Genomic DNA, 21664 nt, shown 5'->3' with positions numbered 1-21664 from the left:
AGGGTGGGCTCGCTATTAGCGAACGATGATGAATTGCGCGGCCAGGGCTTTCTCGGCATCAAGGTCGAGGCCAGTCAGCAGCCCCTCGCTCACCTCGGCCAGGCGTACTACCGCGCGTCCGCGCCGGGCTACGTCGGATTCACCAACGGACGCAAACAAGATGCACTTGGCCGTCTCGCTGCCGTCTGCAGCCTCGGGATTGTACGGAGCGAATTGGCCAGAGGCCGTGAGCTGACCGAGAAGCTGGCCGGCGACCAAGGCAGCACCAGGGGCCAGCTCGATGACTTCGCGGGAGATCTTTCCTGCGCCCTCGGACAGCAGGAATTCACCGGCATGCACCGGTTCCACATAGGTTTTGCTCATGCTTAGGCTCCTTTGCCGGTGCGTTGTTGAGCGGCCTGCCGTCGCGCAGACCAAATGTTGCTGGGGTTTGGAAGCTTCGCCTGGACTGTCTCAGGCTCATCGGCAGCCGGCGGAAGGGTGTTGTCGATCTCGAAGCCCTTGCCCGAGCCAACCAGCTTGTCGAACAGCCGCGCCCGAACCACGGTCGCGTCCAGGCCAGCGCCGACATATTCGACCGCCATCTCGGGCAAGCGCGCCGCTACGCAGAGGTCTCGCACTGCTTTGGCGCGAGTTAACGCTGCCTGGACCGTGGCTTCGTCGGCCAGCTTGGTCGATGCGATCAGCGGCTCGACCAGGTTGCTGATGCCCGCTTTCGCACAAGCCTGGGTGATCATCAACGCCAACGCCGTCGAGTTAGCCGTGCTGGGAGCTGGGGGCTCATCGACCGGAGCGGGCTCGCTCGGGGTTTCTGGATCGGTCTGGCTGGCCTGGAGCTGATCCAACAACGCCTGCGGGGTATTTCGGTACCGCGCCAGAGTGGCGCCCTGCCCCAAACAAGCCTGGACCTTAACGCCATTGCCGATCTCGTCGGCCAAGCCCAGGTCCACGGCCTCTTGGGCAGTGAGCCAGGTTTCCGCATCGACCAGACGCCGCAGTTCAGCGTCATCGACATTCGGCGCCTTGGCCTTGTAAGCAGCGATCATGGCCTCGAGCGCCTGGTCGAGAACATCCGCCACGCGCCGAAGGTCCTCGGCATCGCCGCCGACCCATGTGTAGGGGTTGTGGATCATCAGCATGGCATTCGATGCCATCACCACGCGGTGCGCACCACATACCGCCACGCTGCCAGCACTGGCCGCCAGGGCATCGACCCGGCCGGTGCAGCGCTCACCCAGCCGGCTCAGTGCATTGTGAATCGCGAGGCCTTCGAACAGATCACCCCCGTTGGTATTGAAGGCCACCACCACTTCCGAAACGCCATCGTCCACCGCCTTGAGGTCTTGAATGAATTGGTTCGCGGTGATGCCCCATGCGCCAATCTCGCCGTAGACATAGACTTCGATCACCTTGGCCCCGGCCTCGCCCTCGGCGGCTGCAGCGATCTTGTACCAGTGCCCATCCTCGACCTGCGGCATGGACTTGGCCTTGTTGAAGATGCGGAACGGCATCAACGGTTTCATGTTTTCCCCTTCTCGTCGGGCTCATCCGGCTCATCCTTGATGGCCGACAAGCTGCTGTAGTTGAGGCCCAGGTCCTTGGCCCGGGCGATATCTGCGGCGTTCTCTTCGTCCACGACTTCCGCGTCCGTACCGGAGCGAAGGCACATCTCCGTGCGCGAGGCGAAACCCGCCCCCACCTCGAGCATCCGCGACTGAACGTCTTGAACGGGATGGATGTAGGCCCAGCCCTGTGGCACCCACCGCGTGCGCAAGTACTCACGCCGCCGCAGCACGTAGTCCTCAAGTTCCAACGCCCCGGCCAGCACAGCCATGTCCATCCATGCAGTTCGCACAGGACGACACAACTGGTGGACATACACTTGGAACTGCAACTGCTCCAGGCGGCGGCGAAACTCTGTGAGCACCACGCGGATCGCCCGGTCGTTCACATCGCGCATGTCGCCAGTCATCAGCTCATAAGGCAGGCCTGCCCCGGCAGCTGCAGCCATCAACTGCTGCCGCATGAAGTCGGGATAGTTGTTGCCGCCATCGGGCGGGTCGGAGAACTCCACCTGCTCCCCCGGCCCGAGTTCCTGCATGGTGCCGGGCTCCAACGCCACCATCGGCGTGAACGCATCACGGTCATGGACAACCGGTGCGCCGGTCAGCATGTCCATCGGCGGAAGCCCTGGCCCGTCCGGCGCCGGCTTGCGAACGAAGCCCGCGAACAGGTTTGCCACTTCCTGGCGAAACAGCACCGCGTCGTCGTAGTTATCCAGGCTGCGCAGACGCTTCAAGATCGGCGCGAGCCGAGGCACACCACGTAACTGGCCTGGTTCCAAGGGCTCGAAGATGTGCAACATCTGCTCGGCCGGGACGCGCACCAGAGGGTTGTAGCCGGCATTGAGCGAGGCCTTGTCGCTTGGGTGATTGCGGTAGCACCAGTAAGCAACGCGTCGTCCAATGCTGTTGAACTCGATCCCGGCGCGGATGACGTTGCCGGACCGCGTCACTTCGAACTTATCGTGCGGGACGAATTCAGGTGCAAGGCACTGCACCTGCAGCGGGACCGCCAGTCCATCCTCCAGCCGGCGTGGCCGCAAGCGGACGAAACACTCACCTGATTGCTCGACCGTGCGTGCTACCAGCGCCTGCTGACCGTAGAAGTCGGTGCGCTCGTCCGCATCCGATTCGTCCACCCAATCCTCCCACAGCACCTGCATGGCCTTGCGCAGCGCCTTGTCGAGCAAGCGCGGTTGAGGCGTGATGCCGGTACCGATCAGGTTGCTGACCCGTTTGTCGATGATGTTGGCCGCATACGGGTCGTTGCGCACCGCTGCCCGCGAGCGCGAACGCAGGTTGCGCAGGGCGGGCATGATCAGGCTGTTTGGCCCAGTATCAGGGGCATCCCAATTAGAGGAACGCCGCCCTTCGGCGGCGCCCTCGTAGCTGGCCTTGATGCGCTCCGGTACCAGCAAGCCTGAGCGCGTGGAGATATAGCGGCCGCTCACAAGCCCTTACCTCCGTGGTAGAGCCGAACCACGCGTGAGCGTCGGCCAGCTGCCTGGGCCAGCTCGGTGCGGATCAGATCGCGGGCCTTGATCAGTTCGTCCACCGTCCGATACTCGACGGTGCGGTCGCTGTAGCGAACGATGCGTTCGCCACGGGCAATCGCACCTTCAACAGCCGCGAGGTGTGCCTGGGTGTATGCCATGTCAGCGTCTCTTCAGATAGCCGCTGCTGGAGCTGCGGCGTTGCATTGGTTGAGGTGCCGGGCGAGGCGGCGTTGGCGAGGCCGTAGGAGCGGGCCGGGCTGGGGGCTGAGCCGGTAATTGCGACTCGACTTCGGTATCGGCGTCGTCGTCCTCTTGCTCAATCGCCGGCGGTTTCGAAGGTGTCGGCTCCTCGAACAGGTTTGCCTGGGCCAAAGCTTGGCGCAGCTTCTCCCACTCCTGCTCGCCGTAGCGATGTAGACCCAGGTAATACGCCATGGCCAGGTTGTACACCATTAGGTCGAGCGCTTCGTTGCGCTCGGCCTTGCTTTTCACCCAATCGAACCGCTCATGCCCCTTCACATAGCGGACGACCTTCCGCTCTGCTACGCACTGCTGGAAGAATTCATCCGGCAGGTCCTTGGCGAAGTGAAGCGCGCCTGGGCCAGACTCGAAGTTGTAGCGGTTGTAAATCCAGTCCTTGGCCGTGTCGGTACCGACGATCCACAGCTCGGCACCGTTGCGTTCAGTCTGGCCCCGCCAAGTAACATCCACCAAAGACGGGCGCTGCGCGATCACAGGCTTGTTCGGCTTACTAGCGCCTTTGAGCGCAAACACGTTGCGCCAACGACGTACGCGAGCGAACTGGTAGACCTCATGGGTGTGATGACCGCCGGAGTCGATGCCCGTAGCTAGGATGCCCAGAGCGACGCCGCAGGGATGCCGATATCGAACTTTCAAGCGCTCATCCAACAGCGCCCAAGTGCGTTCATCAGCTGGATCGCCGGGGATAACCTGGTGATCGACCACCCAGCGCTCCATGCCTGCCCCCCACCCCATGACCATCATTTCCAAACGGTTGGCCTGGACGTCGACGGAGGCCGTTAGAGCGAGCGCCCCTACAGGCAAGGTACCTAGTACATAGTCCTCTTGAAGAGCTCGGGCCTGCAGCACCTCTGCCTTGGTTTGCTCAAGTGCGCTATCCCAGACCTCTGCCAGGCGGGTGTTGTAAAACACCTGCATGGGATACAGGTTACCCCGGCCCTGGGCCCGCTTAGCCTCTTCAAATTCTCGGGCAAGCGTGGCCCAGGACTGCCAGCCCAACGGGGCATAAAGCGCATTGAGGTGAAAACTTACCGTCTCGCCATCTCCCTGCGCATGTGCACGCCATTCCCCTTTGGCAAGCATCTCTGCCTTGTGGTGCTCTTCGATCAGCACATCACACTCAGGCCCAGCACATTGGTAGTGCGCGGTACTGAAATCAGGTGAATACAACAACCGTTCCCAGACAAACACCTGCATGTGCCCGCAATGCGGACAAGGCACGTAGTAATGCCGCTGATCCCCCATCATGTAGAGATCATCTATTCGCGACATACCCTTGATGAGCGGAGAGCTGGAAAAGTAGAACTTCGCCTTACGCCCGAAGGTACTTCCCCTCGCTTCGGCCAGCTTGATTGGGTCACCTTCTTGGTTAACGTCTACCTCCCAGCGATCAACCTCATCGCCGTACACGTACCGCGCCGATAGCTCGGAAAGGTTGGCCGCCGAGCCAGCCGTGGTGGCAAACAATGCGCCACCATCAAATTCCTTTGTGTCGAGGGTGTTACGGGAATCTCTGGAACGAACCGCTGCGACACGCTCCTTCAGTTCCGGTACTGCATCAATGGTCTTGCCAATCCGGGAAGAAACCCGCTTCGCCAGGCCCCCAGTTGGAAGGAGCGTAAGGATGTTGGCCGGCGCCATATGGATCAGGGCCCCGATCCAGTTCAGGGCGATCTGTGTCTTCATGAGCTGCGAAGCGATTTTGGTCACCACCCGCTTACACGGATGTGCGGGAGAAAGGCAGCGCATGGGTTCGCGTGCATACGGGGTACGCTCAGTTCGGTATTTGCCAGGCTCTGCGGCACCAGTACCTCGCGGGATGCGCATGTACTCATCGGCCCACTCGTCGACCCACAGATCTGGGTCAGGCATCAGCCCCCGGCAAAACGCTTCGCGGTACACCTCTGCACCGTCTGCGTATCCGGTGTTCATAGGCTCAGCTCTGCTTTTCGGCTCGATTGTGGTTAATGGCTTTTTCCAGGTCGGCGCTGTTCATCTTGGCTGCGTCGGTGAACACACGCCGGAAGGTGTCGGTGAGGTGTTTCTCAACTTCCCACAGGTCACTCATCCCCACCACTTCGCCAGCGAGCTGGGGGGCAAGCCCGAAAAACTGCTCGCGAAGCATCCGCCCTGCAGCGAACGCAGCGTCTTCGACTGCGACCCGTTCGACCAGGCTGCCCCGCACTTTGTAAAACTCGGTCTCGGCCAGTCCTGCGAGATAGAACTCTCGATGCGCCTTGGCCCGCTGGAAGTTGGGCCCGCTACCAGGCGGGTGATCCGGTTGCTGCACCGCAGGTGTGTCGGCGCCGGGTTGAAGGTGGGCCCGGACATCCCGCTCGATACGGTTTTCTTCATGCCGGGCCGCGACGGCTGATTTGCTTGGGTCCGCAGTCTCCTGAATCTTGGCTTCGGTAGCCTGCACGTCCACCAATTTGCCATCGGGTGAAAGCACCAACCGGTCGTTGTTTTTCAGCCAGGTGATGTAACTGGGTGATCTCCCTATGCGAGCCGCAAAGGCGCTCTTTGACATGAAGTTCGAATCCGTCATGAGCCTTCCCTTTCAGAGGCATTTCAACGAACAACCTTTCAATTTCAACAGGTTGAATTTCAGTAAGCTGGCAACCCTCCCGCTAGCAAAGAGCCGCGGGTTTCCCGTCCCGTACCCCCCGATATTTGCCAGGGTCCCCGGCCCCTGCCAGGGTTTCGGCCAGGTCACTGACCCGGCTCGCCACTGCGCGGCGGCATCTCGCAAACACCCAGGCGCTTGGCGGCCCAGCGCTCGTACAGACCGATGGCGACATCGGCACCGGCCATCGCGGTCAGGCAGCCGATTGCACCAGCAGTCCAGATCGACAACCCTGCCGAGTAGAACAGCATGATGGTCGACAGCCCGCAGACGATGCAGGCACCAGACCGCAGCACGATCCGACGCACCAAAGACCAGCCCCGAACACCCGCCTTGTCGGCTCGCCACATTTCGCCCGAAACACCGCCGACCAGGGATAAGACGATCACCAACCATATCGGCATCTCAACTAACGCTTGCTGCTCACTATTCATGAAGGCCTCATTGGCAAAGCACAGCGCTAGAAACAGAAAACCCCGCCAGCCGGCAGGGTTCTCGGTTCGCAAAACAGTGCTTGTTGGGGGAGCGCCTAGGCGCACTTTTCATATCGTGGCGCCTTTTTACATGCCTCCGGAAAAACCGAAAAGGGGTGGTTTTCGGTACATGGTTCGCCATCTATCCCCGTGGATTTAGAGGGCTCGCCAGCGTCATATTTACCCGACGAACGGTAGGCAGGCGAACCCGGCCTGATCGGGCCGCCAAGATAGCGAGCACTTGTAGATGCAGCGCCTTTACCCAGTTCCGATAGGTTCTATCCGCATGTTCCGCTAGCCCTACTTCGCGCATCTGCTCCCGGACGGTCACACCGTGGACGTATCGAAGTGTGGCCAGCTTTGCCAGGATCACGCCCCGGTCGTTGCGACGCTCCAATTCCGCCACGGCCGCATCAACTTCCGCCGCTGCATGGTCGAGACCCGCCCCACTAACTAAGATCCGCGCCCCTGACGCACCGCCTCTCGGCGCTGCCCCCTTCCATTCCATGATGGTGCCCATCTGGCTGCCCATGCTTGAGGCCAGCCCTAACCGCGAACGCTGCTCTCCCCAGTGCTGCATCAGCTCGCCCACCAGCCGAAGGCGGGATGACTGATCGATCAATTCAGCCATATCGGACTTGTGCTGCGCCTCACGCACCAGGAGTTGAAGGCGTAATCCTTGGTCATTTGTCATCGCGATCCCTCCAGAAGAAACACCCAGCACAAATTCACACAACCCAACACAAACCCAACACACTCAAATATCAATGAAATCAAAGGATTATGAGTAATTGTGTTGGGTGTGTTGGGTTTGTTAGGTTTTTGGGGGTTCGCATGGGGTTCAATTACGCCATCAGTGGTGCCGCTAAAAACGTCGCGCCTGCGCGTGCGCGAACGCAAACCCAACACACCCACCACGGCCCCCGCGTAAGGCGCATGAATCCTAGGCAGCGCGTGTGTTGACCCAGCAAAATCAACGCAACACAAACCCAACACACCCGACACACATATAGGCGTACTCATGCGGCAAGCCCCTTAATGTGGTCCCAAGCGTCGACGTTCCACCCTGCCAGCTTCGCACTGTCGCGCCACTTCACGACGGTCTTGCCCAGCTCGGCCGACGACAAGGAAGGGGGAAGGGAAGGATCCCCATCACTCGGAAAGAAGAACGCGGCGAAGCGCCGGTTATTACCATCCGTCCAGGGGACAGCCCGCGGAGTCTTCTGCACCGTCGCGCTGATCATCAGTGAGAACTTCGTCTGACTCATGGAGTGCTCCTTGTTGCGCGAGCACCACTCCAAGAAGAGCGCATACAGGTCGCTGGCCAGGCAGCAGCCCCAAAGGCCTTGCCCGAGCTCGCCAGTTCGCCACAGGCTGAGGAACGTCTGCCAAGCCGTTCGACTCAGCGCTACCAGCCGTTGACGCGCCTCAGTTTCAGGTGGCCGCGTGCGCTGGTCGAAATCACCCAGGTCGATGCTCAACAACCAACCGTAGAGCGCAGCGACACCACCATTGGCCAATTCCTGCCCGATGGCCTTCTGCCGCTCGCGTGGCAGCGTCTCCATCGGCCACATCACCAACATGCGGCGGTCGGAGTCGCTGATCGGCCAAGGAAGAATCTCGTTACTCAGGAACACCGCATTCATGTGGTTGGATTCTTCCCAACCATTGATGAATTTCGATTCCATCCGAACGGTTTTGCCGGTGATCAGGTGCTTGATCTTACCGACCTGGTTGTAACGCTGATCGCGGCTCACAACTTCCTCGAACACAGCCCAGAGCTTGCCGCTCTGCCAGGCGTTGAAGCTGCCTTCCAGCTGCGTCTGACCTACCACCGCAGCGTATTGGCCGTATAGCTCACCGAGAACATCGGCAAAGAGGAGGCTCTTGCCCGAGCCCTCCATGACCGAGTGGGCCAACACCGCCGTGTCCATCTTGGCCCCCATGTGCTGCAACGGATAGGCGAGCCATTTCGTCAGCCAGTCGAACTCGACCTCGTTATGGTTGCAAAGGAACGAAATCAACCACCGGAGGTTCTCGCAGGCGGCGTCATTCCGCACCGGCTCAAGAGGCAAGCCCTCGAAGGTGTTGATGTATTCGTTGGGGTCTTTCTTCATAGCCGGGTCGAACACAATGTTGTTGACGTCCACCACCCGCCGATCTCGGCTGTTCAGCCACCACTTGTAATCCTCCCCGATAGCCATCTTCACAGCACCCTCCGGGATACGCCGCTTCTTTTCGCAGTCCCAAACGTCCTTGGTACCGTCGATGTAGACATAGCGCTCCAACGGATCGAGCTTCAGCGCCCCACCCTTTTTCGCAGCCATGCGCCGCATCTGATCGAGTTCCTGGGCTTTCTCGGGAGCAATCAGCTTCTTGTCGGTGCTCTCCACCCAGGCCTTCGCCACCGGCTTACCTACAAGCGCCTCGAACCCAGACCGCTTCATAGGTCTTGCCTTGTCCAGATCCCACACGCTGGTGGAGCCTTCGATTAGGGCAAAGCGCCGGAGCACATCCTTAATCTCAGCCACATCTTCCCCCGCCCCCTTATCGGCCGAGGAGCCGGCCGGGCTGGGCGGATCGCCCGCCGATGGGGCCTGAGGAAGGTCCGCCGCTATACGCTCAGCCAGCTCATCGAGCGAAGCGGCTTGCGAGGAAGCATCATTAGCCGATGGGGTACGGGGAAGCTCGCCCAACGGCGGCGGGGCTGGTGGGCGTGACGCCGCGTCGATCCCCAGGATTCGCGCCGCGGCTTTGGTTGCCGCCTTTTGATCGCCGTTATGTTCAAGGATGCAGAACACATCGAACGCATCGTTTCGATGTCCATTTGCCAGGGGATCGGAGCTGTGGTGCGAATACAACTTGCCTTCGTTGATAGTGACGCCAGGATCGCCACTGGTGCTCTGGGGGCAGAGCCATTTGTCTCCCCTCCGCTCGTAGCCATGCGCCTCGATCAGAGCGGCGAGATCGTGGCTCTCATTGAACAGCGCAATCACTTCGGGAAGATCCGAGCCACCACGGCCGATGGTCGGCCGAGGTTTCTGCTGTGGAAGACGAGCAACCGGTGCGGCAGCCTTTGGCAACCAGGGGCAGAGCCCTTCAGCCTTTGGCTTTACTTCGTCCCAATCTTGCCAGATGGCGAGAAGCTCGGGGGGCAATACTGGCAATCCATCAACGCTGGGCGGAGTCCGCCAAGTGTATGGCTTACCGGTACCAGGATGGATGGAGGGCGGGAGGACGTCCTGCACTAGGCCAGCTCGCAGCTCAAAGACAGTGATGCGCTTGAAGGGCTCCGCGGCCATGCGCAAAGCGTCCACTCGGGTAGCATCCCCAGCCTCTTTGGCAGCCTTCACCTGGGCCATCAAGGCCTTCAACACCGAACCATCAACGTCCGCCGGATTCGGCCAAGCAAGCGACCGGCGATTGAGCTCAACCCCATCAGGCAGCCTGAACATGATGCGAAAACGCGCTGGATTACCCACCGTGGTCGGATAGGCATTAGCAAGCGCGTCCACATCCAAGCCCAGCAGTTCCCTCAGCACATGGCGGGTCCACTGCACGTCGTCTACATCAAGCGAGCAGACGCGGCTCGGCCCCAGCACCACGCCCAGGTTATGGCTAGGGTGCTGCTGCCAGAAATGCTCTGCAGCCACCGGATCAGTAAAGTATCCGCCCGGCTGGTTCCAAGCATGCCCCTTCGGCCCCTTCTCTCCCGGTTCGATAGGAACCAAGGCCAGACCGAAGGCTTCAATGTACCGGCGGGCCCAGTCAGCAGTTACAGAAGCTGGACGCTCACTCATCTGCGCCGCTCCCGCTGCTCTTGGCAGCTGACGCAGGTTTCACAACCTGCGACAGCATGCTGTCGCAGGAGCGGGATCGGCTCGTCGCAGTCCTCGCAAAACTGGGCGCTTGGCCCTACGGGTTTGCCGGCTTGGCGCTTGAGAGCCGCCTGCAGGAAGTACTCGGCCTGGTCATTAGCGCGATCAACATCATCAGCCATTGGTGCGGTCCTCCATGGCTTGGCGGGCACCCGCCATGATTGCGAGAACCTGGCGGATCACGTCCACGCCACGCTGCTCGAGCACCAGCACCTCATGATGCTCCCACACGTTGTCGGCAGCACCGTCATGCATGCTGCTCACGAACGCACCAGCTTCATCCAATAGCTTACCGACCGCCTTCAATGCTTCATGAGTGGCTGGCATTGGCTCAGGGCGATACCAAACGGCCCCCGCAGCCCGTCCCAATGCATCGAGAACTCGCGGATCACCCGTCCACTGGATCACTTCCTCCAGTTCGTCCGGGGAGAGCCAGCGGCGCTCTTCGTCATGCTTGAGTTTCTTTTGAAGGGCATCAACATCGATGCCCATATCGAAAGCGAGACTGGTGATACCGCCTCGGTAGTCACGACCAGCGCGGTAGAGCGCCTGTCGCAGGGAGAGCACCGGGCCTGCGCCCGGCAAAGTGTCGATGCGACTCATAACCGTTAAACCTCGATTAACGGTGTAGCCATAGGGTCGGGCAAGCCCTATCCTACGACTACGACCGATATGCCTGTTCCAATGTGTTGTGCGACACGGCATGTCGTTCTAGTCATCCGGAGCAACTTGTGGTGAGAGGTTCCGGATGGCGGGAATTCAGTGCTTTACACTGCCAACGCTGAGCTGGGAGATTCTTGTGGTGAGAGGTCCCAGCTCGGCAATCCTATTCCGTCCTGGGCTTTCGCCTTCCAATCGGACGAATCTCAATAAATTCATACCCCCCCTTTCCGTCGCTACGGACTCGGATGTCGCGGCTGGAGTTGAGCATCTGCGAAACCGCACTCTGCGAAACCCCAAGCAATTCAGCCAGTTGTGGCTGCGTCTTCCCCTCCGCGAAATCTCGGAGAGGCACCCCTATGCTGTCTTCCATTTTTGAGCACCTTGGCATAGCCAGAGCCAAAATATTAGCGTGACTTCTATTTCGGAGCAACGGAAAAGATGCCTAGCTGTTTTGAAAATAACAGCAGGGCTTATACATTCATACGCATGAGACACGACACCCCACAGAGCTCCAACTCAACTGCGGCCGACGAGGCAGACGAGCAGGTTCGTAAAACTGAAGCTGCCAACCTCAAGCGCGCATACCAAGCCAAAAAACGGCTTGATCCGTCGCTCACCCAGGAGCGAGTAGCCGACTTATGCGGCTGGGCAGGCCAGAGCGTGGTAAGCCAGTACATGACCGGAAAGATCGGCCTCAACCTGGCCGCGCTGCTGAAGTTCGCATCGGTTCTCTCCTTCGACCCGACGGACGTCAGCCCCAGGCTGATGAAGGATTTGCCACTCTCCCCAACTCCCCAACGATCCAGATCTGCAGATGTAGTGCTCGATCCGATTGAAGTCTGGGATGACCACACCCCGCTTGGGCCTGACGAAGTGGAGCTGCCGTTTTTCAAAGAAACGGAAATCTCCGCAGGCAACGGATCTGCAGTGATGCTCGAAACGAATGGCAGGAAGCTGCGCTTTGGCAAGCGAACCCTGCAGAAGAAGAACGTGAACCCCGAAGCAGCCGGCTGCGTACCAGTAAAGGGCAACAGCATGGAACCGGTGCTACCTGACGGCAGCACTGTTGGCGTGAACACTGACGCCAAGAGCATCATCGACGGAAAAATGTACGCACTTGACCACGACGGCCTACTTCGCGTGAAACTGCTTTACCGCCTGCCAGGAGGCGGCCTTCGGCTCCGCAGTTACAACCTTGCCGAGTACCCAGATGAGCACTATGACGCTGCCTACGCCCACGACCACATCCGCATAATTGGCCAGGTATTCTGGTATTCGGTCCTGCTCTAAACCAGTCCCACGGCCGTGATTTGCTGAATCGCCGTCTATCAATATGAGCGCGTATCGCCTCAAATAGATTGACAGCTAATATTAGTCAGGCTAATTTTCTGTGCGCGAGATCCTCTCACCACAGGAAATCATGATGACACGTCCCCAATATACCGCCGGGTGCAGGGTCTACTTGCACCCTACCGCCTGCACCCGCCCAAGCTTCGTTGAGGCTTTCCAGCGCCGCACCGGCCTACAAGTTTTCACCACTCCCCGAGGCTTCGCTGTGGCCGCCCCGCAAGACGGGGGCCGCCCATGACTCAGGCCGAGCTGATGACACCAGACCAGGCAGCGGACCTGCTTGGAGTAAGCCCCAGGACTCTGGCCTCATGGCGTTGCTCTGGTCGCTATTCGGTGCCGTATATCAAGGTAGGCTCCAAGGTCCGCTACCCCCGCAAGCAGCTCAATGAATGGCTCTCCACCCGACCAAAAGGAGGGAGCCAGGCATGAGCGAGTTCATCATCCCCCTGCGTCGCGTGATGTTGCTCCAGCATGTATTGGAGAACGGGGGCACGACCCGCTGCTCAATGCAGCGCCCCGAAACCAGCATCGACGCTCACGTCGAGATCGAGAACGACCTGCGCACCCACCAGGTGAAAGCAACGTTCGGCCCGCTCACCGGCTCAATCACCCTTCAGCGAGGCGACTCGTCGAAGTACATGGATCTCCGCGACTTTCTGCAGGACCTGGCCAACGGCCGGACAGAGTCTGGCCAGCAGTCCGAGCAGGCCGTAGCCATGAGAGAGGCGTTCGAGTCGGTTAATGCGGTTCTAGAGCCTGAGCAAGTTGCCTACATCAGTCCTACCGACGACCCAGCACAGCCTTTTCGCGTGATCGTGCTGGATGTTCTTGGCGACATCTGCGCCCACACCAAAGGCCACTGCAAGGACCAGCTCGTCGAGGCCGTACGCCAACAGCTCCGGCCTACTTCCGTGGGGCATGGGGAGCACCAGTAAGCAACAAGGCGGCCCCGGCCACCAGGGGCACCCGCTCAGCACCAAGCCTCACCACGGCTTCATCGCCTGGGGCTGAGCAGCATTAGGAGCACAACACATGCAACCACATCAGTACGCCCTCGCGGCCGGGATCGCCTTGCTTTTCACCCTGGCAACCCTGCCCTTCCTGTTCGCTCTTGCTCGCCGCCGAGCCTTCTCGCGAGGCAAGGCAATCGGCCTTGAAATCCGCGACATCACCCACGCCCAGCAGGTTAGGACGCTGAACGACGAACTGGATGATCTCGAGGTCCAGCGAGAAGCCGAGCAGCGTAAACACCACACCACTGTTGCCAACCTCAAGCGCACGATCACCGAGCTCGAGGAACGGATCATGTCCTACACCGGCCTCGCAGTGACCCGTACTGACTACGAACAGATCCTTGCTGCGGCAGAAACCTTGCGCCTGACCGAACGCACCCTGACGGCGATGAAAGCCACCACCCAGGGAGTACGAGCCGGCCAGCAGGCGTCGAACCTCGACGAGCTGGCGAAGCGCGTCCATACCCAACTGCGCGCCACCGCAATGCGTGCGGAGGTGGCAGCATGACCACCAAGAGCGTACTGGTGTACGGCCCCCAAGGCTGCGGAAAGACCACCAAGGCGGCCGTGATAGCTAAAGCCCTGGGGTTGAGCAAAATTCAAGACAACTGGGAGCCCGGTACCCCTGTCGACTTGCTCAATACTCTGGTGCTGACCAGCAACTGTAAGAGCCACCTGCCGTTCCAGCGCCGAATCATGAGCTTCGATCAGGCAATGCTGGTGGTCCACCAGCAGGGGACTGCCGCATGACAGCCCTGCAGACCATCAACCAAAGCGGAGTACAACAGTGCGCCCTGCCCTTCCAGCGCGAGCTCTACGTGGACCTATTCGCCGGGGCCGGCGGCGCCAGTAGCGGCGGCGCCCGCGCGTACCGGGATCCCGACATTGCGATCAATCACAACCCCATCGCTATCGCGGTGCACCGGGCGAACCACCGCAATACCCGCCACTACATCAGCGATATCTATGAGGTCGATCCGCTGGAGGCCACCGGCGACCAGCCCGTGGGCATCCTGTGGGCTTCCCCGGACTGCCGGCACTTCTCCAAGGCCAAAGGTGGCGCGCCACGCAGCAAAAGCGTTCGCTCCCTACCATGGGTGGTTGTCCGCTGGGTATTCGCGACACGCCCGCGCCTGGTCCTCATGGAGAACGTCGAGGAGTTCCAGGCCTGGGGGCCACTAGACGATGCTGGTAAACCACTCAAGGCCGAGATGGGTCGAACCTTCAAGGCGTTCATATCCTGCCTTACCACCGGCCTGCCTGTAGACCACCCTGATATGGCAGAAATCATGGACTGCATCGGCCAGTGGGTTCCCATGGAAGCTCTGGTGCGCGGCCTGGGCTGCAACGTGCAATGGAAAGAACGCCGTGCGTCCAACGCTGGGTCACCGACCATCCGCAAGCGCCTGTTCCTGATCGGTCGCACCGATGGCCGTCCCATTGTGTGGACCGAACCCAAGAGACACGAGAACCCTCAGGCCGACCAGCTGCCATGGCGAACCGCGGCGGAGTGCATCGACTTTTCCGACCTGGGCAAAAGCATCCTCGACCGCAAGCGCCCGCTGGTGGACAACACCTGCCGCCGGGTCGCGAAGGGATTCTGGCGGCACACCGTGCTGGCCGAGCAACCGTTTGTCATCCCGTTGAACGATCAGCAGCTGGCCGCCGCCAGCCTCACCGAGTTCGCCAACGCGAGCAACCAGCGAACCTTCAGCATTGCAGAGCCTTTGCGCACCCAGGTAGCCCAAGTGAAGGGCGGCCACTTCGCTATGGCAGCAGCACACCTCACGCACCTGACCCACCATGGCGAGCGCTCGGGCTATCCCGTCACAGAGGCAGTTCGGACCATTACCGGAGCAAACCGTGGCGAACAGGCAATGGCCACTGCCGCCATGGTGACACTTGGTAAGGGCTGCACCGGCAGCAGCCTTCTGCAACCCATGAACGCCCTGACGACAGGTAGCGGGCACCACGCCCTTGCCGCCTCTCACTTCGAGCAAGCCAACGGCGGGTTCTACAACGGTGACGGACGGGCTGCAAAGGCACCACTGAGCACCATTCTCGGACGAGGCACCAATCAGCGGCTAGCCACCGCCTACCTGGTGAAATACTACGGCACGGGCGGGCAGTGGCAAGGCGTGGAGGAGCCTATGCACACGCTGCCAACGAGAGAGCGCATGGCGCTGGTTACCATCGTGCAGGTGCCAGCCGCCATCCTGCCGCCGGAACTGATGGAACGAGCCCGGAAGTGCGCCCGCTTCCTGCATAAGTACCTGCCTGAACACTTCCCCGAGCTGGCTGATGTGGTGCTGCTGGGCGATTACGCCCTGGTGGACTTCACCCTGCGCATGCTCAAGGCACCTGAGCTGAAGCTGGCTCAAGGGTTCAGCCCTGACTACATCCTTGATCGCGGGCTGTTTGAGAACCCTCATTCGGGCCAGCTGGAATGGCGCGCCATCAACAACACCGACCAGGTCCGACTGATCGGCAACAGTGTTTGCCCTGACGAGGCGGAGGACCTGATCGCCGCCAACGCCAAGGATCTAATCGATCTGTACCAACGGGAGGCGGCATGAGCCAGCACGACCATCCCGCAGCCAACGCGAAACTCAACGCAGCCGCGTGGCTAGGCCAGGCCGGGCTGTACCGCACTCGGTTTGACGCCGTGCGCAACTTCGAGCAGTCCGTAAGGCCGGTTTCCGCCGACGAGCTGTTCGAGCTTGCCAGCAAACAGGTGCTCATCCAGCTCAACGAGAGCCGCCAACATGCCTAACCCAACACGCATCTGGCAGCTCATCAGTCTGGTCTTAGCCGGCGCACTGATCGCTGCGCTGAACCAGCTGCACCACGCCACCAACGCCAACCGACCAGCCACTGACACGTTACCGAGTGCAAACCAAAGGCCTGGCTACGAGCATCTGGTCCTGAGCCCGAACGCTCGCCGTGCCCATGAGAGGTATTCGCTGTGATGACCGCAACGACTTACTCACCTAACACACGCGACACGAAGGGTGTACAGACTTTTCTGCGCCCCGCCATGGGCGTGTTCTGCGACGTCTGCAACATCCCACGGACACGCGGCAACCATGAACGCTGCAGCAAGATCCGCCAGGCGGCGGGCTTCGCAACAACTCAGGAGTGCAAGGCATGACCATCAACCTGCCAAAACTGAAAGAGCTGGCCCAAGCTGCCCAACAGAACCAGTACGACCCTGTTGCGCTCAACGACTACGGCATGGCGGTAGCGCCCGCGACCGTGCTGGATCTGATCGCCGAGATCGAGCGCCACCGCCAGATAAACGCAGAGGGCTGTAAGCCCGACAGCAACATCCTGCTCGTCGGCCTCCCCGGCGCCGACGTAGCGCCTTGCTCCAGCCTCGACAAAGCGGAGGGCTGCAAGCCCGACCTCAACACCCAACCTGCCAAGCTGGGCGGCACGCCTATCGCGGCTCAGTTGGCAGCTTGTGATGTTCTAGCAGAGCGGGCGCGCCAGGCCGAAGCCGAAGGCTACACACCTGATCGGGACGACCAATACACCTCAGGACAACTTGCAGATGCTGCCAGCACCTACGCCTGGTGGGCTCGCTCTTGGAACCTACCGCACGCCCCATGCACGCATACACCAACGATGTGGCCATGGGCTCCAGAAACGTGGAAGCCCCAGCCTCAGCGGCAGATGCTCATCAAAGCCGGTGCTCTGATCCTGGCTGAGATCGAACGTCTGGATCGCCAAAAGGCACGTGAGGTACAGCCATGAACGAGACCAACCGAATGGTCAGCGTGCCCTGTGAATTGCTGGAGCAAGCCCTTGACGCCGCAGCAGCCGTTGGCATGCAGGAAGTAGCTGACGAGCTGGATCGCATCCTAACTCCAACAACTGCGGAACCCGCAGAGCTAACCAACGTGCTGCCAACTGTGGCTGTCGAGGGCGACCAACTGGTCATCCGCATCACCACCGAGTGCCTTTTGCACGCAGTCACTTGCGCACCGGAATGGCCGGTCGACTACAAGGGCGATCCGATCAGCATCCAGAACGGTACGTTATTGATACAGGAAATCATCCACGAACTGCAGCGTGAGGACGAGCAAGGAACCAACCAGATGCACCGTTTGCTTGACCAAGCCGCGCTGGACGCTATCAACAATGGCAGCGAGGCGGTGAGTTATGACTGATCGCACCCGGCCCCCCATGGCCTCACACAGCCTCGACCTTCCTGCCATCTGCGATGTGTGCGGCAAAGGCAGGTCGACGCGGCGACACCAGCGGTGCAGCCGAATCCGGCAACAGCGCGAGAGCGGCAAATGGGAATCATACATGGCCAATGTGGCCGCGAAAAATCGTAAGCAGGCGCAGCACCTGCGACCACTTCGGTAAGTCGGAGACTACTCAATGGCAAAGCCACAAGTTAAACCCATCCACGAAGCAAACAAACAGCCGACCGAAGCGGTTCAACTTCTCATCACCCCTGCCGTATGGATTCGGAAGGAGTTGCTGTTCCCGGTCTTCGGATTGAGCACTGAGGCCGTACGCAAATATCGCGACCGTGGAATCTGGCTGGAAGAGAAACAATGGCGGACTGACCCAGCCAACGTCATTGTCTACAACCGTGTTGAAATCGAAAATTGGATGGCCGGCCGTCCATGAGTGTGAAACTCCCTGCAGGTGTCGACTCCCTACCAACGGGCGTCGACATCAATGGCAACCTCCTTCGGATCGCCTTCATGTACGAAGGCGAACGCCGCCGCGAGCCTCTACGCAATGTCGCAAAGATCAACAAAACTGCCATCGCCTATGCGGATAACAAGCGCAGAACGATTCTTGCCGAGATCAAGGAAAACCGCTTCGACTATGCGGCGCACTTTCCCGACTCGGTTTGGCTCAAAGCTAGACAGGAACTTCCGAACGAGCCGGCTAAAAGAACCGTGGACGATGGGATTGCCCAGTGGCTTGAAGTTGCCAGGGTTAAAAAGGCTCACAGCACGTTCATCAACTACAAGAGCAAGTCGGAGCATGTCAGAAGGAAGTTCACCGGCAGAACCATCGCAAGCATCCCCAAAAGCGAGCTTGAATTATTCCAGGCCGAACTACTCACCAATGGCCTCAAACCGAAAACCGTAAACGACGTTTTCACAATCATAAGGGGGGTGTGGGGGGATGCGTTCAGCGATGAGATCATCAAGCTCAACCCCCTGGAGCGCATCGAGAACATTCAGTCTGACAGCGACAGCGAATTCGCCGACCCATTCACCCGGAGCGAGATCGAGCGGATAGCCGCCACCGATCCGGAGCGAATGGCAGACAGCCGGATGATCGTCTTCAACTGCTGGACCGGGCTCTCTCTGTCCGAATTGATCGCAGCCGGTGTAGAGGACGTCGACCTGGTGGCCGGCACTCTGACAATCCGACGCGCCCTTGTCGCAGGGGAATTCAAAGTACCCAAAGAACGCTCGCGCATTCGAACGGTTGAGCTGATCGCGCCAGCCCTGGAGTTGCTGACCATGATTGTGGCCGAAGCAAAGGACGCGGAACCCACTCACATCACCGTTGTGCAGCGAGACAACATCACGAAGAAGCATGAGCGTGTCCGCTTCCTGTTCCGCAGTTCCACGAGCGGGCTGCTGTGGAACGGCAAGACCGTCAGCAACTGGTTCACCGCTCACCTTGAGAAAGCAGGTATTCGACACCGTGGCGCTAACCAGGCGCGCCACACATTCGCGAGCCAAGCACTGTCGAGCTACGTCCCGATTGAATGGGTAGCCCGTCAACTCGGGCATAGCGACACAACCATGGTGCGCAAGCACTATGGCCGCTGGATCTCGAAGGACACCAAAAGCATGGCTGACATTGTGTCCAAAATGATGGGCTTCGTCGTAGATAAATAGGGAGTTTCAGAAAGATAAAGGCATAAAAAACCCGGCAAATGCCGGGTTTTTTTAAGCTGCGATAGTTCTTCGCTTCATGGCAACGGCAATCGGTCGCAGGACGCTGTCTGCAGCATTGACGATGCGCAGATGCTTAATGACGAAGTCGATACCTCGCTGCAAAACGAGAACACCGAACAATTCGTCGGCGTAAGACTCCGAGATCGAGGATACATTCGAAAGGTCAACCTTGACCAAGTCGTTAGTCGATAGAAGACTTTCGATGGTGGCACGTTCCTGAGCCGCTAACGCCCGGGACGCTAGGTCAGTGCGTGTGAACGTATACGCTTCCATGATTTAGCCCCTCAGTGCTTTCATAATTTCAAAAACATCTTGCGAATCAACGTCCTGTACGGGCTCGCCTCCGACTACGAAGCTTGATTCCTTGATCGCCAAGGATATCGCCACTCCGTGCCAAGGATGGGACAGCTGACGGTACGACGAAATTCCCTGATTAAGCTCAAGGTAATGCGTACCTGAAGCCAAATATAGATGCCCATCGTACTGTCTAGCAAGGCTCACAAGCTTTGCAAGGCCCAGACCCTGGTGATGATTGCCAGTATTCTGGAAGGTAGCCACCCCGCGTCCAAATGGCGCTCCTCCGAGGTGATCCTCAGGCACGCTTTGGGCCCATGGGTCCTCTTGGACGGCAAGCTTGCTGCTATTACCTTTTTGAATACACCATTCGATTGCATCTTGATCAGTAGCAATCCCAGGAACTCGAGCTCGCTGCAGTTCACTACGGAAGCCCATACCGCAATCCGCGAGCGAAAACTCTATCACTGGCCCATCCTGCTGACAAAGACGACGCTGGGCAGTAGAGAATCCACTTTCTAGGCCATGCGACCAAACATTGTCATGGAGCTCACCGACCACGGCTAAAAGCTCACCGAAGGCCGGACTTTCAAGATAGCGCACAGATGATGACTCAGCCATTGCACGAAGGCAGCCGTTGATCTGGCCGGTTCCAGCATCGACAGCTTCCCGAGAGCTCACGTGCGTTATAGGCGCGTAGGTATTGCCCGCATTGATGCGCCGCTGCTTATAGTCGTCAGTTCCCCAGACGGCCTTCGAAAGCGCTAGAGCCTTCAGGTAGCCATCATGCTTCTCATGGTGGCAGCTGAAAGATTCTTTGGGCAAACGGTTATGCCGGAGAAACGCCGCCAAAATCGCGACGAAGCCTGGCGTGTAGTATCCGTTGGGAAGCTGGATAGATTGACCTCTGCCCATCTCGAGACGGCGAGGAAGCATATTAATAGCATCAATGAGACCAGCCAACGGTAACTCCATTTACACAGCGCATGATTCGGAGGCGAATTCTGATCCATCAGATTGCAGAATGCCAGTACCTCTGAAACCTTTGTCGGTTTCCCCCTAGGAGTCTCGAAACCCAGCGGCCTACCAAGACCTAATGCGGTCCCCGTGGTAGATAATCTGCCCTATTTTTGCCCTAAACACTGCACCCAAAACGACAAAGCCCCCGAAAACGTCAACGTTTTCGGGGGCTTTGGCTACTTCGCGTATGGCGGAGAGATAGGGATTTGAACCCTAGGTACTGTTGCCAGTACAACGGATTTCGAATCCGTCCCGTTCGACCACTCCGGCATCTCTCCAATGCCGCGCATCTTACCAGCGTTTTTTGAAAACGCAAATCTTTTTTCAAAAAAATCGCGTGGTATCAGGCGCTTGCGTGAATGTGCCGCTTACAGCGGCACGCCCAGGCGCTTGGCAACTTCTTCGTAGGCTTCGATCACGTCGCCCAGGCCTTGGCGGAAGCGGTCCTTGTCCATCTTCTTGCGGGTTTCTTTGTCCCACAGGCGGCAACCGTCCGGGCTGAACTCGTCGCCCAGCACGATCTGGCCGTGGAATACGCCGAACTCCAGCTTGAAGTCGACCAGCAGCAGGCCGGCGTCATCGAACAGCTTGCTCAGCACTTCGTTGACTTTCAGCGACAGCTTTTTCATTTCCACCAGCTGCTCGGCGGTGCCCCAGCCGAACGCGACAACGTGGGATTCGTTGATGAAGGGGTCGCCCTTCTCATCGTTCTTCAGGAACAGCTCGAAGGTGGACGGCTCCAGCTTGATGCCCTCCTCCACGCCCAGGCGCTTGACCAGGCTGCCGGCGGCGTAGTTACGCACTACGCATTCGACCGGGATCATGTCCAGCTTCTTCACCAGGCACTCGTTGTCGCCCAGCAGCTTGTCGAACTGGGTCGGCACGCCGGCTTCTTCCAGCTTCTGCATGATGAAGGCGTTGAACTTGTTGTTCACCATGCCTTTGCGGTCGAGTTGTTCGATGCGCTTGCCGTCGAACGCCGAAGTGTCGTTACGGAACAGCAGGATCAAGCGGTCGGCGTCGTCGGTCTTGTAAACCGATTTGGCCTTGCCGCGGTAGAGTTCGTCGCGTTTTTCCATGATTGGG

At 59.5% G+C, this 21664-nt stretch carries 26 protein-coding genes and 1 tRNA gene; 11 read left to right on the top strand and 16 right to left on the bottom strand.

What is annotated here, in order from left to right; translation table 11 throughout:
* Positions 1-15: 15 nt before the first annotated feature.
* The 12 genes from PM2_RS06510 to PM2_RS31885 all read right to left on the bottom strand — a co-directional run bounded on the left by PM2_RS06510 (position 16) and on the right by PM2_RS31885 (position 11329).
* Entirely contained in the window at positions 16-363 is a 348-nt protein-coding gene (locus PM2_RS06510; RefSeq protein WP_019096806.1) for a head decoration protein, read from the bottom strand.
* A gap of 2 nt (positions 364-365) precedes the next feature.
* A complete protein-coding gene (locus PM2_RS06505) occupies positions 366-1523 on the bottom strand; it encodes a head maturation protease, ClpP-related (protein ID WP_028700228.1) in 1158 nt (385 codons plus the stop codon).
* Positions 1520-3013: a phage portal protein gene (locus PM2_RS06500; protein WP_028700227.1), complete on the bottom strand. Its 1494-nt coding sequence runs from the start codon at positions 3011-3013 to the stop codon at positions 1520-1522. The genes PM2_RS06505 and PM2_RS06500 overlap by 4 nt, the downstream gene beginning before the upstream one ends.
* Positions 3010-3216, bottom strand: a complete 207-nt coding sequence (locus tag PM2_RS06495) for a phage head-tail joining protein (RefSeq protein ID WP_021785548.1) — start codon at positions 3214-3216, stop codon at positions 3010-3012. Before PM2_RS06495 ends, PM2_RS06500 begins: the two co-directional genes overlap by 4 nt.
* Before the next feature lies 1 nt (position 3217).
* Complete coding sequence (locus PM2_RS06490; protein WP_028700226.1) at positions 3218-5251, bottom strand: phage terminase large subunit family protein; 2034 nt, start codon at positions 5249-5251, stop codon at positions 3218-3220.
* 4 nt (positions 5252-5255) lie between these two features.
* Positions 5256-5867, bottom strand: coding sequence for a hypothetical protein (locus tag PM2_RS06485; protein ID WP_028700225.1), 612 nt, complete (start codon positions 5865-5867; stop codon positions 5256-5258).
* A gap of 164 nt (positions 5868-6031) precedes the next feature.
* Positions 6032-6379 carry a phage holin family protein gene (locus tag PM2_RS06480; RefSeq protein WP_028700224.1) on the bottom strand — a complete coding sequence of 116 codons (348 nt, stop codon included), beginning with the start codon at positions 6377-6379 and terminating at the stop codon, positions 6032-6034.
* A gap of 181 nt (positions 6380-6560) precedes the next feature.
* Positions 6561-7049 carry a hypothetical protein gene (locus PM2_RS06475; protein ID WP_042131515.1) on the bottom strand — a complete coding sequence of 163 codons (489 nt, stop codon included), beginning with the start codon at positions 7047-7049 and terminating at the stop codon, positions 6561-6563.
* 388 nt (positions 7050-7437) lie between these two features.
* Positions 7438-10218 (bottom strand): bifunctional DNA primase/polymerase, encoded by a 2781-nt coding sequence (locus PM2_RS06470; RefSeq protein ID WP_028700222.1) that lies wholly within the window; start codon positions 10216-10218, stop codon positions 7438-7440.
* The gene (locus PM2_RS06465; protein WP_028700221.1) at positions 10215-10418 is read right to left on the bottom strand and encodes a TraR/DksA C4-type zinc finger protein; all 204 of its coding nucleotides are present in this window, start codon (positions 10416-10418) and stop codon (positions 10215-10217) included. The genes PM2_RS06470 and PM2_RS06465 overlap by 4 nt, the downstream gene beginning before the upstream one ends.
* Positions 10411-10899, bottom strand: coding sequence for a phage regulatory CII family protein (locus PM2_RS06460; RefSeq protein ID WP_028700220.1), 489 nt, complete (start codon positions 10897-10899; stop codon positions 10411-10413). The genes PM2_RS06465 and PM2_RS06460 overlap by 8 nt, the downstream gene beginning before the upstream one ends.
* A 223-nt stretch (positions 10900-11122) precedes the next feature.
* Complete coding sequence (locus tag PM2_RS31885; protein ID WP_028700219.1) at positions 11123-11329, bottom strand: Cro/CI family transcriptional regulator; 207 nt, start codon at positions 11327-11329, stop codon at positions 11123-11125.
* 116 nt (positions 11330-11445) lie between these two features.
* Here PM2_RS31885 and PM2_RS06450 point away from each other — a divergent pair, with 116 nt between their 5' ends.
* The 11 genes from PM2_RS06450 (at position 11446) to PM2_RS06390 (ending at position 19204) form a co-directional block, all read left to right on the top strand.
* Entirely contained in the window at positions 11446-12249 is an 804-nt protein-coding gene (locus PM2_RS06450; protein ID WP_042131513.1) for an XRE family transcriptional regulator, read from the top strand.
* 294 nt (positions 12250-12543) lie between these two features.
* Positions 12544-12738: a helix-turn-helix domain-containing protein gene (locus PM2_RS29815; protein ID WP_080694050.1), complete on the top strand. Its 195-nt coding sequence runs from the start codon at positions 12544-12546 to the stop codon at positions 12736-12738.
* Complete coding sequence (locus tag PM2_RS06445; RefSeq protein WP_028700218.1) at positions 12735-13244, top strand: hypothetical protein; 510 nt, start codon at positions 12735-12737, stop codon at positions 13242-13244. The genes PM2_RS29815 and PM2_RS06445 overlap by 4 nt, the downstream gene beginning before the upstream one ends.
* 97 nt (positions 13245-13341) lie before the next feature.
* Positions 13342-13830, top strand: a complete 489-nt coding sequence (locus PM2_RS06440; protein WP_028700217.1) for a hypothetical protein — start codon at positions 13342-13344, stop codon at positions 13828-13830.
* Entirely contained in the window at positions 13827-14072 is a 246-nt protein-coding gene (locus PM2_RS06435; protein WP_033741378.1) for an AAA family ATPase, read from the top strand. The genes PM2_RS06440 and PM2_RS06435 overlap by 4 nt, the downstream gene beginning before the upstream one ends.
* Positions 14069-15898, top strand: coding sequence for a DNA cytosine methyltransferase (locus tag PM2_RS06430; RefSeq protein ID WP_028700215.1), 1830 nt, complete (start codon positions 14069-14071; stop codon positions 15896-15898). The genes PM2_RS06435 and PM2_RS06430 overlap by 4 nt, the downstream gene beginning before the upstream one ends.
* Entirely contained in the window at positions 15895-16095 is a 201-nt protein-coding gene (locus tag PM2_RS06425) for a hypothetical protein (protein ID WP_028700214.1), read from the top strand. Before PM2_RS06430 ends, PM2_RS06425 begins: the two co-directional genes overlap by 4 nt.
* Before the next feature lie 374 nt (positions 16096-16469).
* Entirely contained in the window at positions 16470-17078 is a 609-nt protein-coding gene (locus PM2_RS29500; protein ID WP_051564726.1) for a hypothetical protein, read from the top strand.
* Positions 17075-17494, top strand: coding sequence for a hypothetical protein (locus PM2_RS06405; RefSeq protein ID WP_028700211.1), 420 nt, complete (start codon positions 17075-17077; stop codon positions 17492-17494). The genes PM2_RS29500 and PM2_RS06405 overlap by 4 nt, the downstream gene beginning before the upstream one ends.
* 217 nt (positions 17495-17711) lie before the next feature.
* Positions 17712-17966, top strand: coding sequence for an excisionase family protein (xisR, locus tag PM2_RS06395; protein WP_033741372.1), 255 nt, complete (start codon positions 17712-17714; stop codon positions 17964-17966).
* Positions 17963-19204, top strand: a complete 1242-nt coding sequence (locus tag PM2_RS06390; RefSeq protein WP_028700208.1) for an Arm DNA-binding domain-containing protein — start codon at positions 17963-17965, stop codon at positions 19202-19204. Before xisR ends, PM2_RS06390 begins: the two co-directional genes overlap by 4 nt.
* Before the next feature lie 51 nt (positions 19205-19255).
* Here PM2_RS06390 and PM2_RS06385 read toward each other — a convergent pair whose 3' ends face one another.
* The 4 genes from PM2_RS06385 to purC all read right to left on the bottom strand — a co-directional run bounded on the left by PM2_RS06385 (position 19256) and on the right by purC (position 21657).
* Positions 19256-19537 (bottom strand): STAS-like domain-containing protein, encoded by a 282-nt coding sequence (locus PM2_RS06385; RefSeq protein WP_028700207.1) that lies wholly within the window; start codon positions 19535-19537, stop codon positions 19256-19258.
* Positions 19538-19540: 3 nt separating this feature from the next.
* A complete protein-coding gene (locus PM2_RS06380) occupies positions 19541-20521 on the bottom strand; it encodes a hypothetical protein (RefSeq protein ID WP_154670359.1) in 981 nt (326 codons plus the stop codon).
* Positions 20522-20766: 245 nt separating this feature from the next.
* Positions 20767-20856, bottom strand: a tRNA-Ser gene (locus PM2_RS06375).
* Between the two features lie 90 nt (positions 20857-20946).
* Positions 20947-21657 (bottom strand): phosphoribosylaminoimidazolesuccinocarboxamide synthase, encoded by a 711-nt coding sequence (gene purC, locus PM2_RS06370; RefSeq protein ID WP_011535129.1) that lies wholly within the window; start codon positions 21655-21657, stop codon positions 20947-20949.
* Between the last annotated feature and the right edge of the window lie 7 nt (positions 21658-21664).

The organism is Pseudomonas monteilii NBRC 103158 = DSM 14164, from assembly GCF_000730605.1.
GTDB lineage: Bacteria > Pseudomonadota > Gammaproteobacteria > Pseudomonadales > Pseudomonadaceae > Aquipseudomonas > Aquipseudomonas monteilii.
The sequence above is the reverse complement of the archived record's forward strand: the minus strand, read 5'-3'. Positions and strand labels throughout refer to the sequence as shown.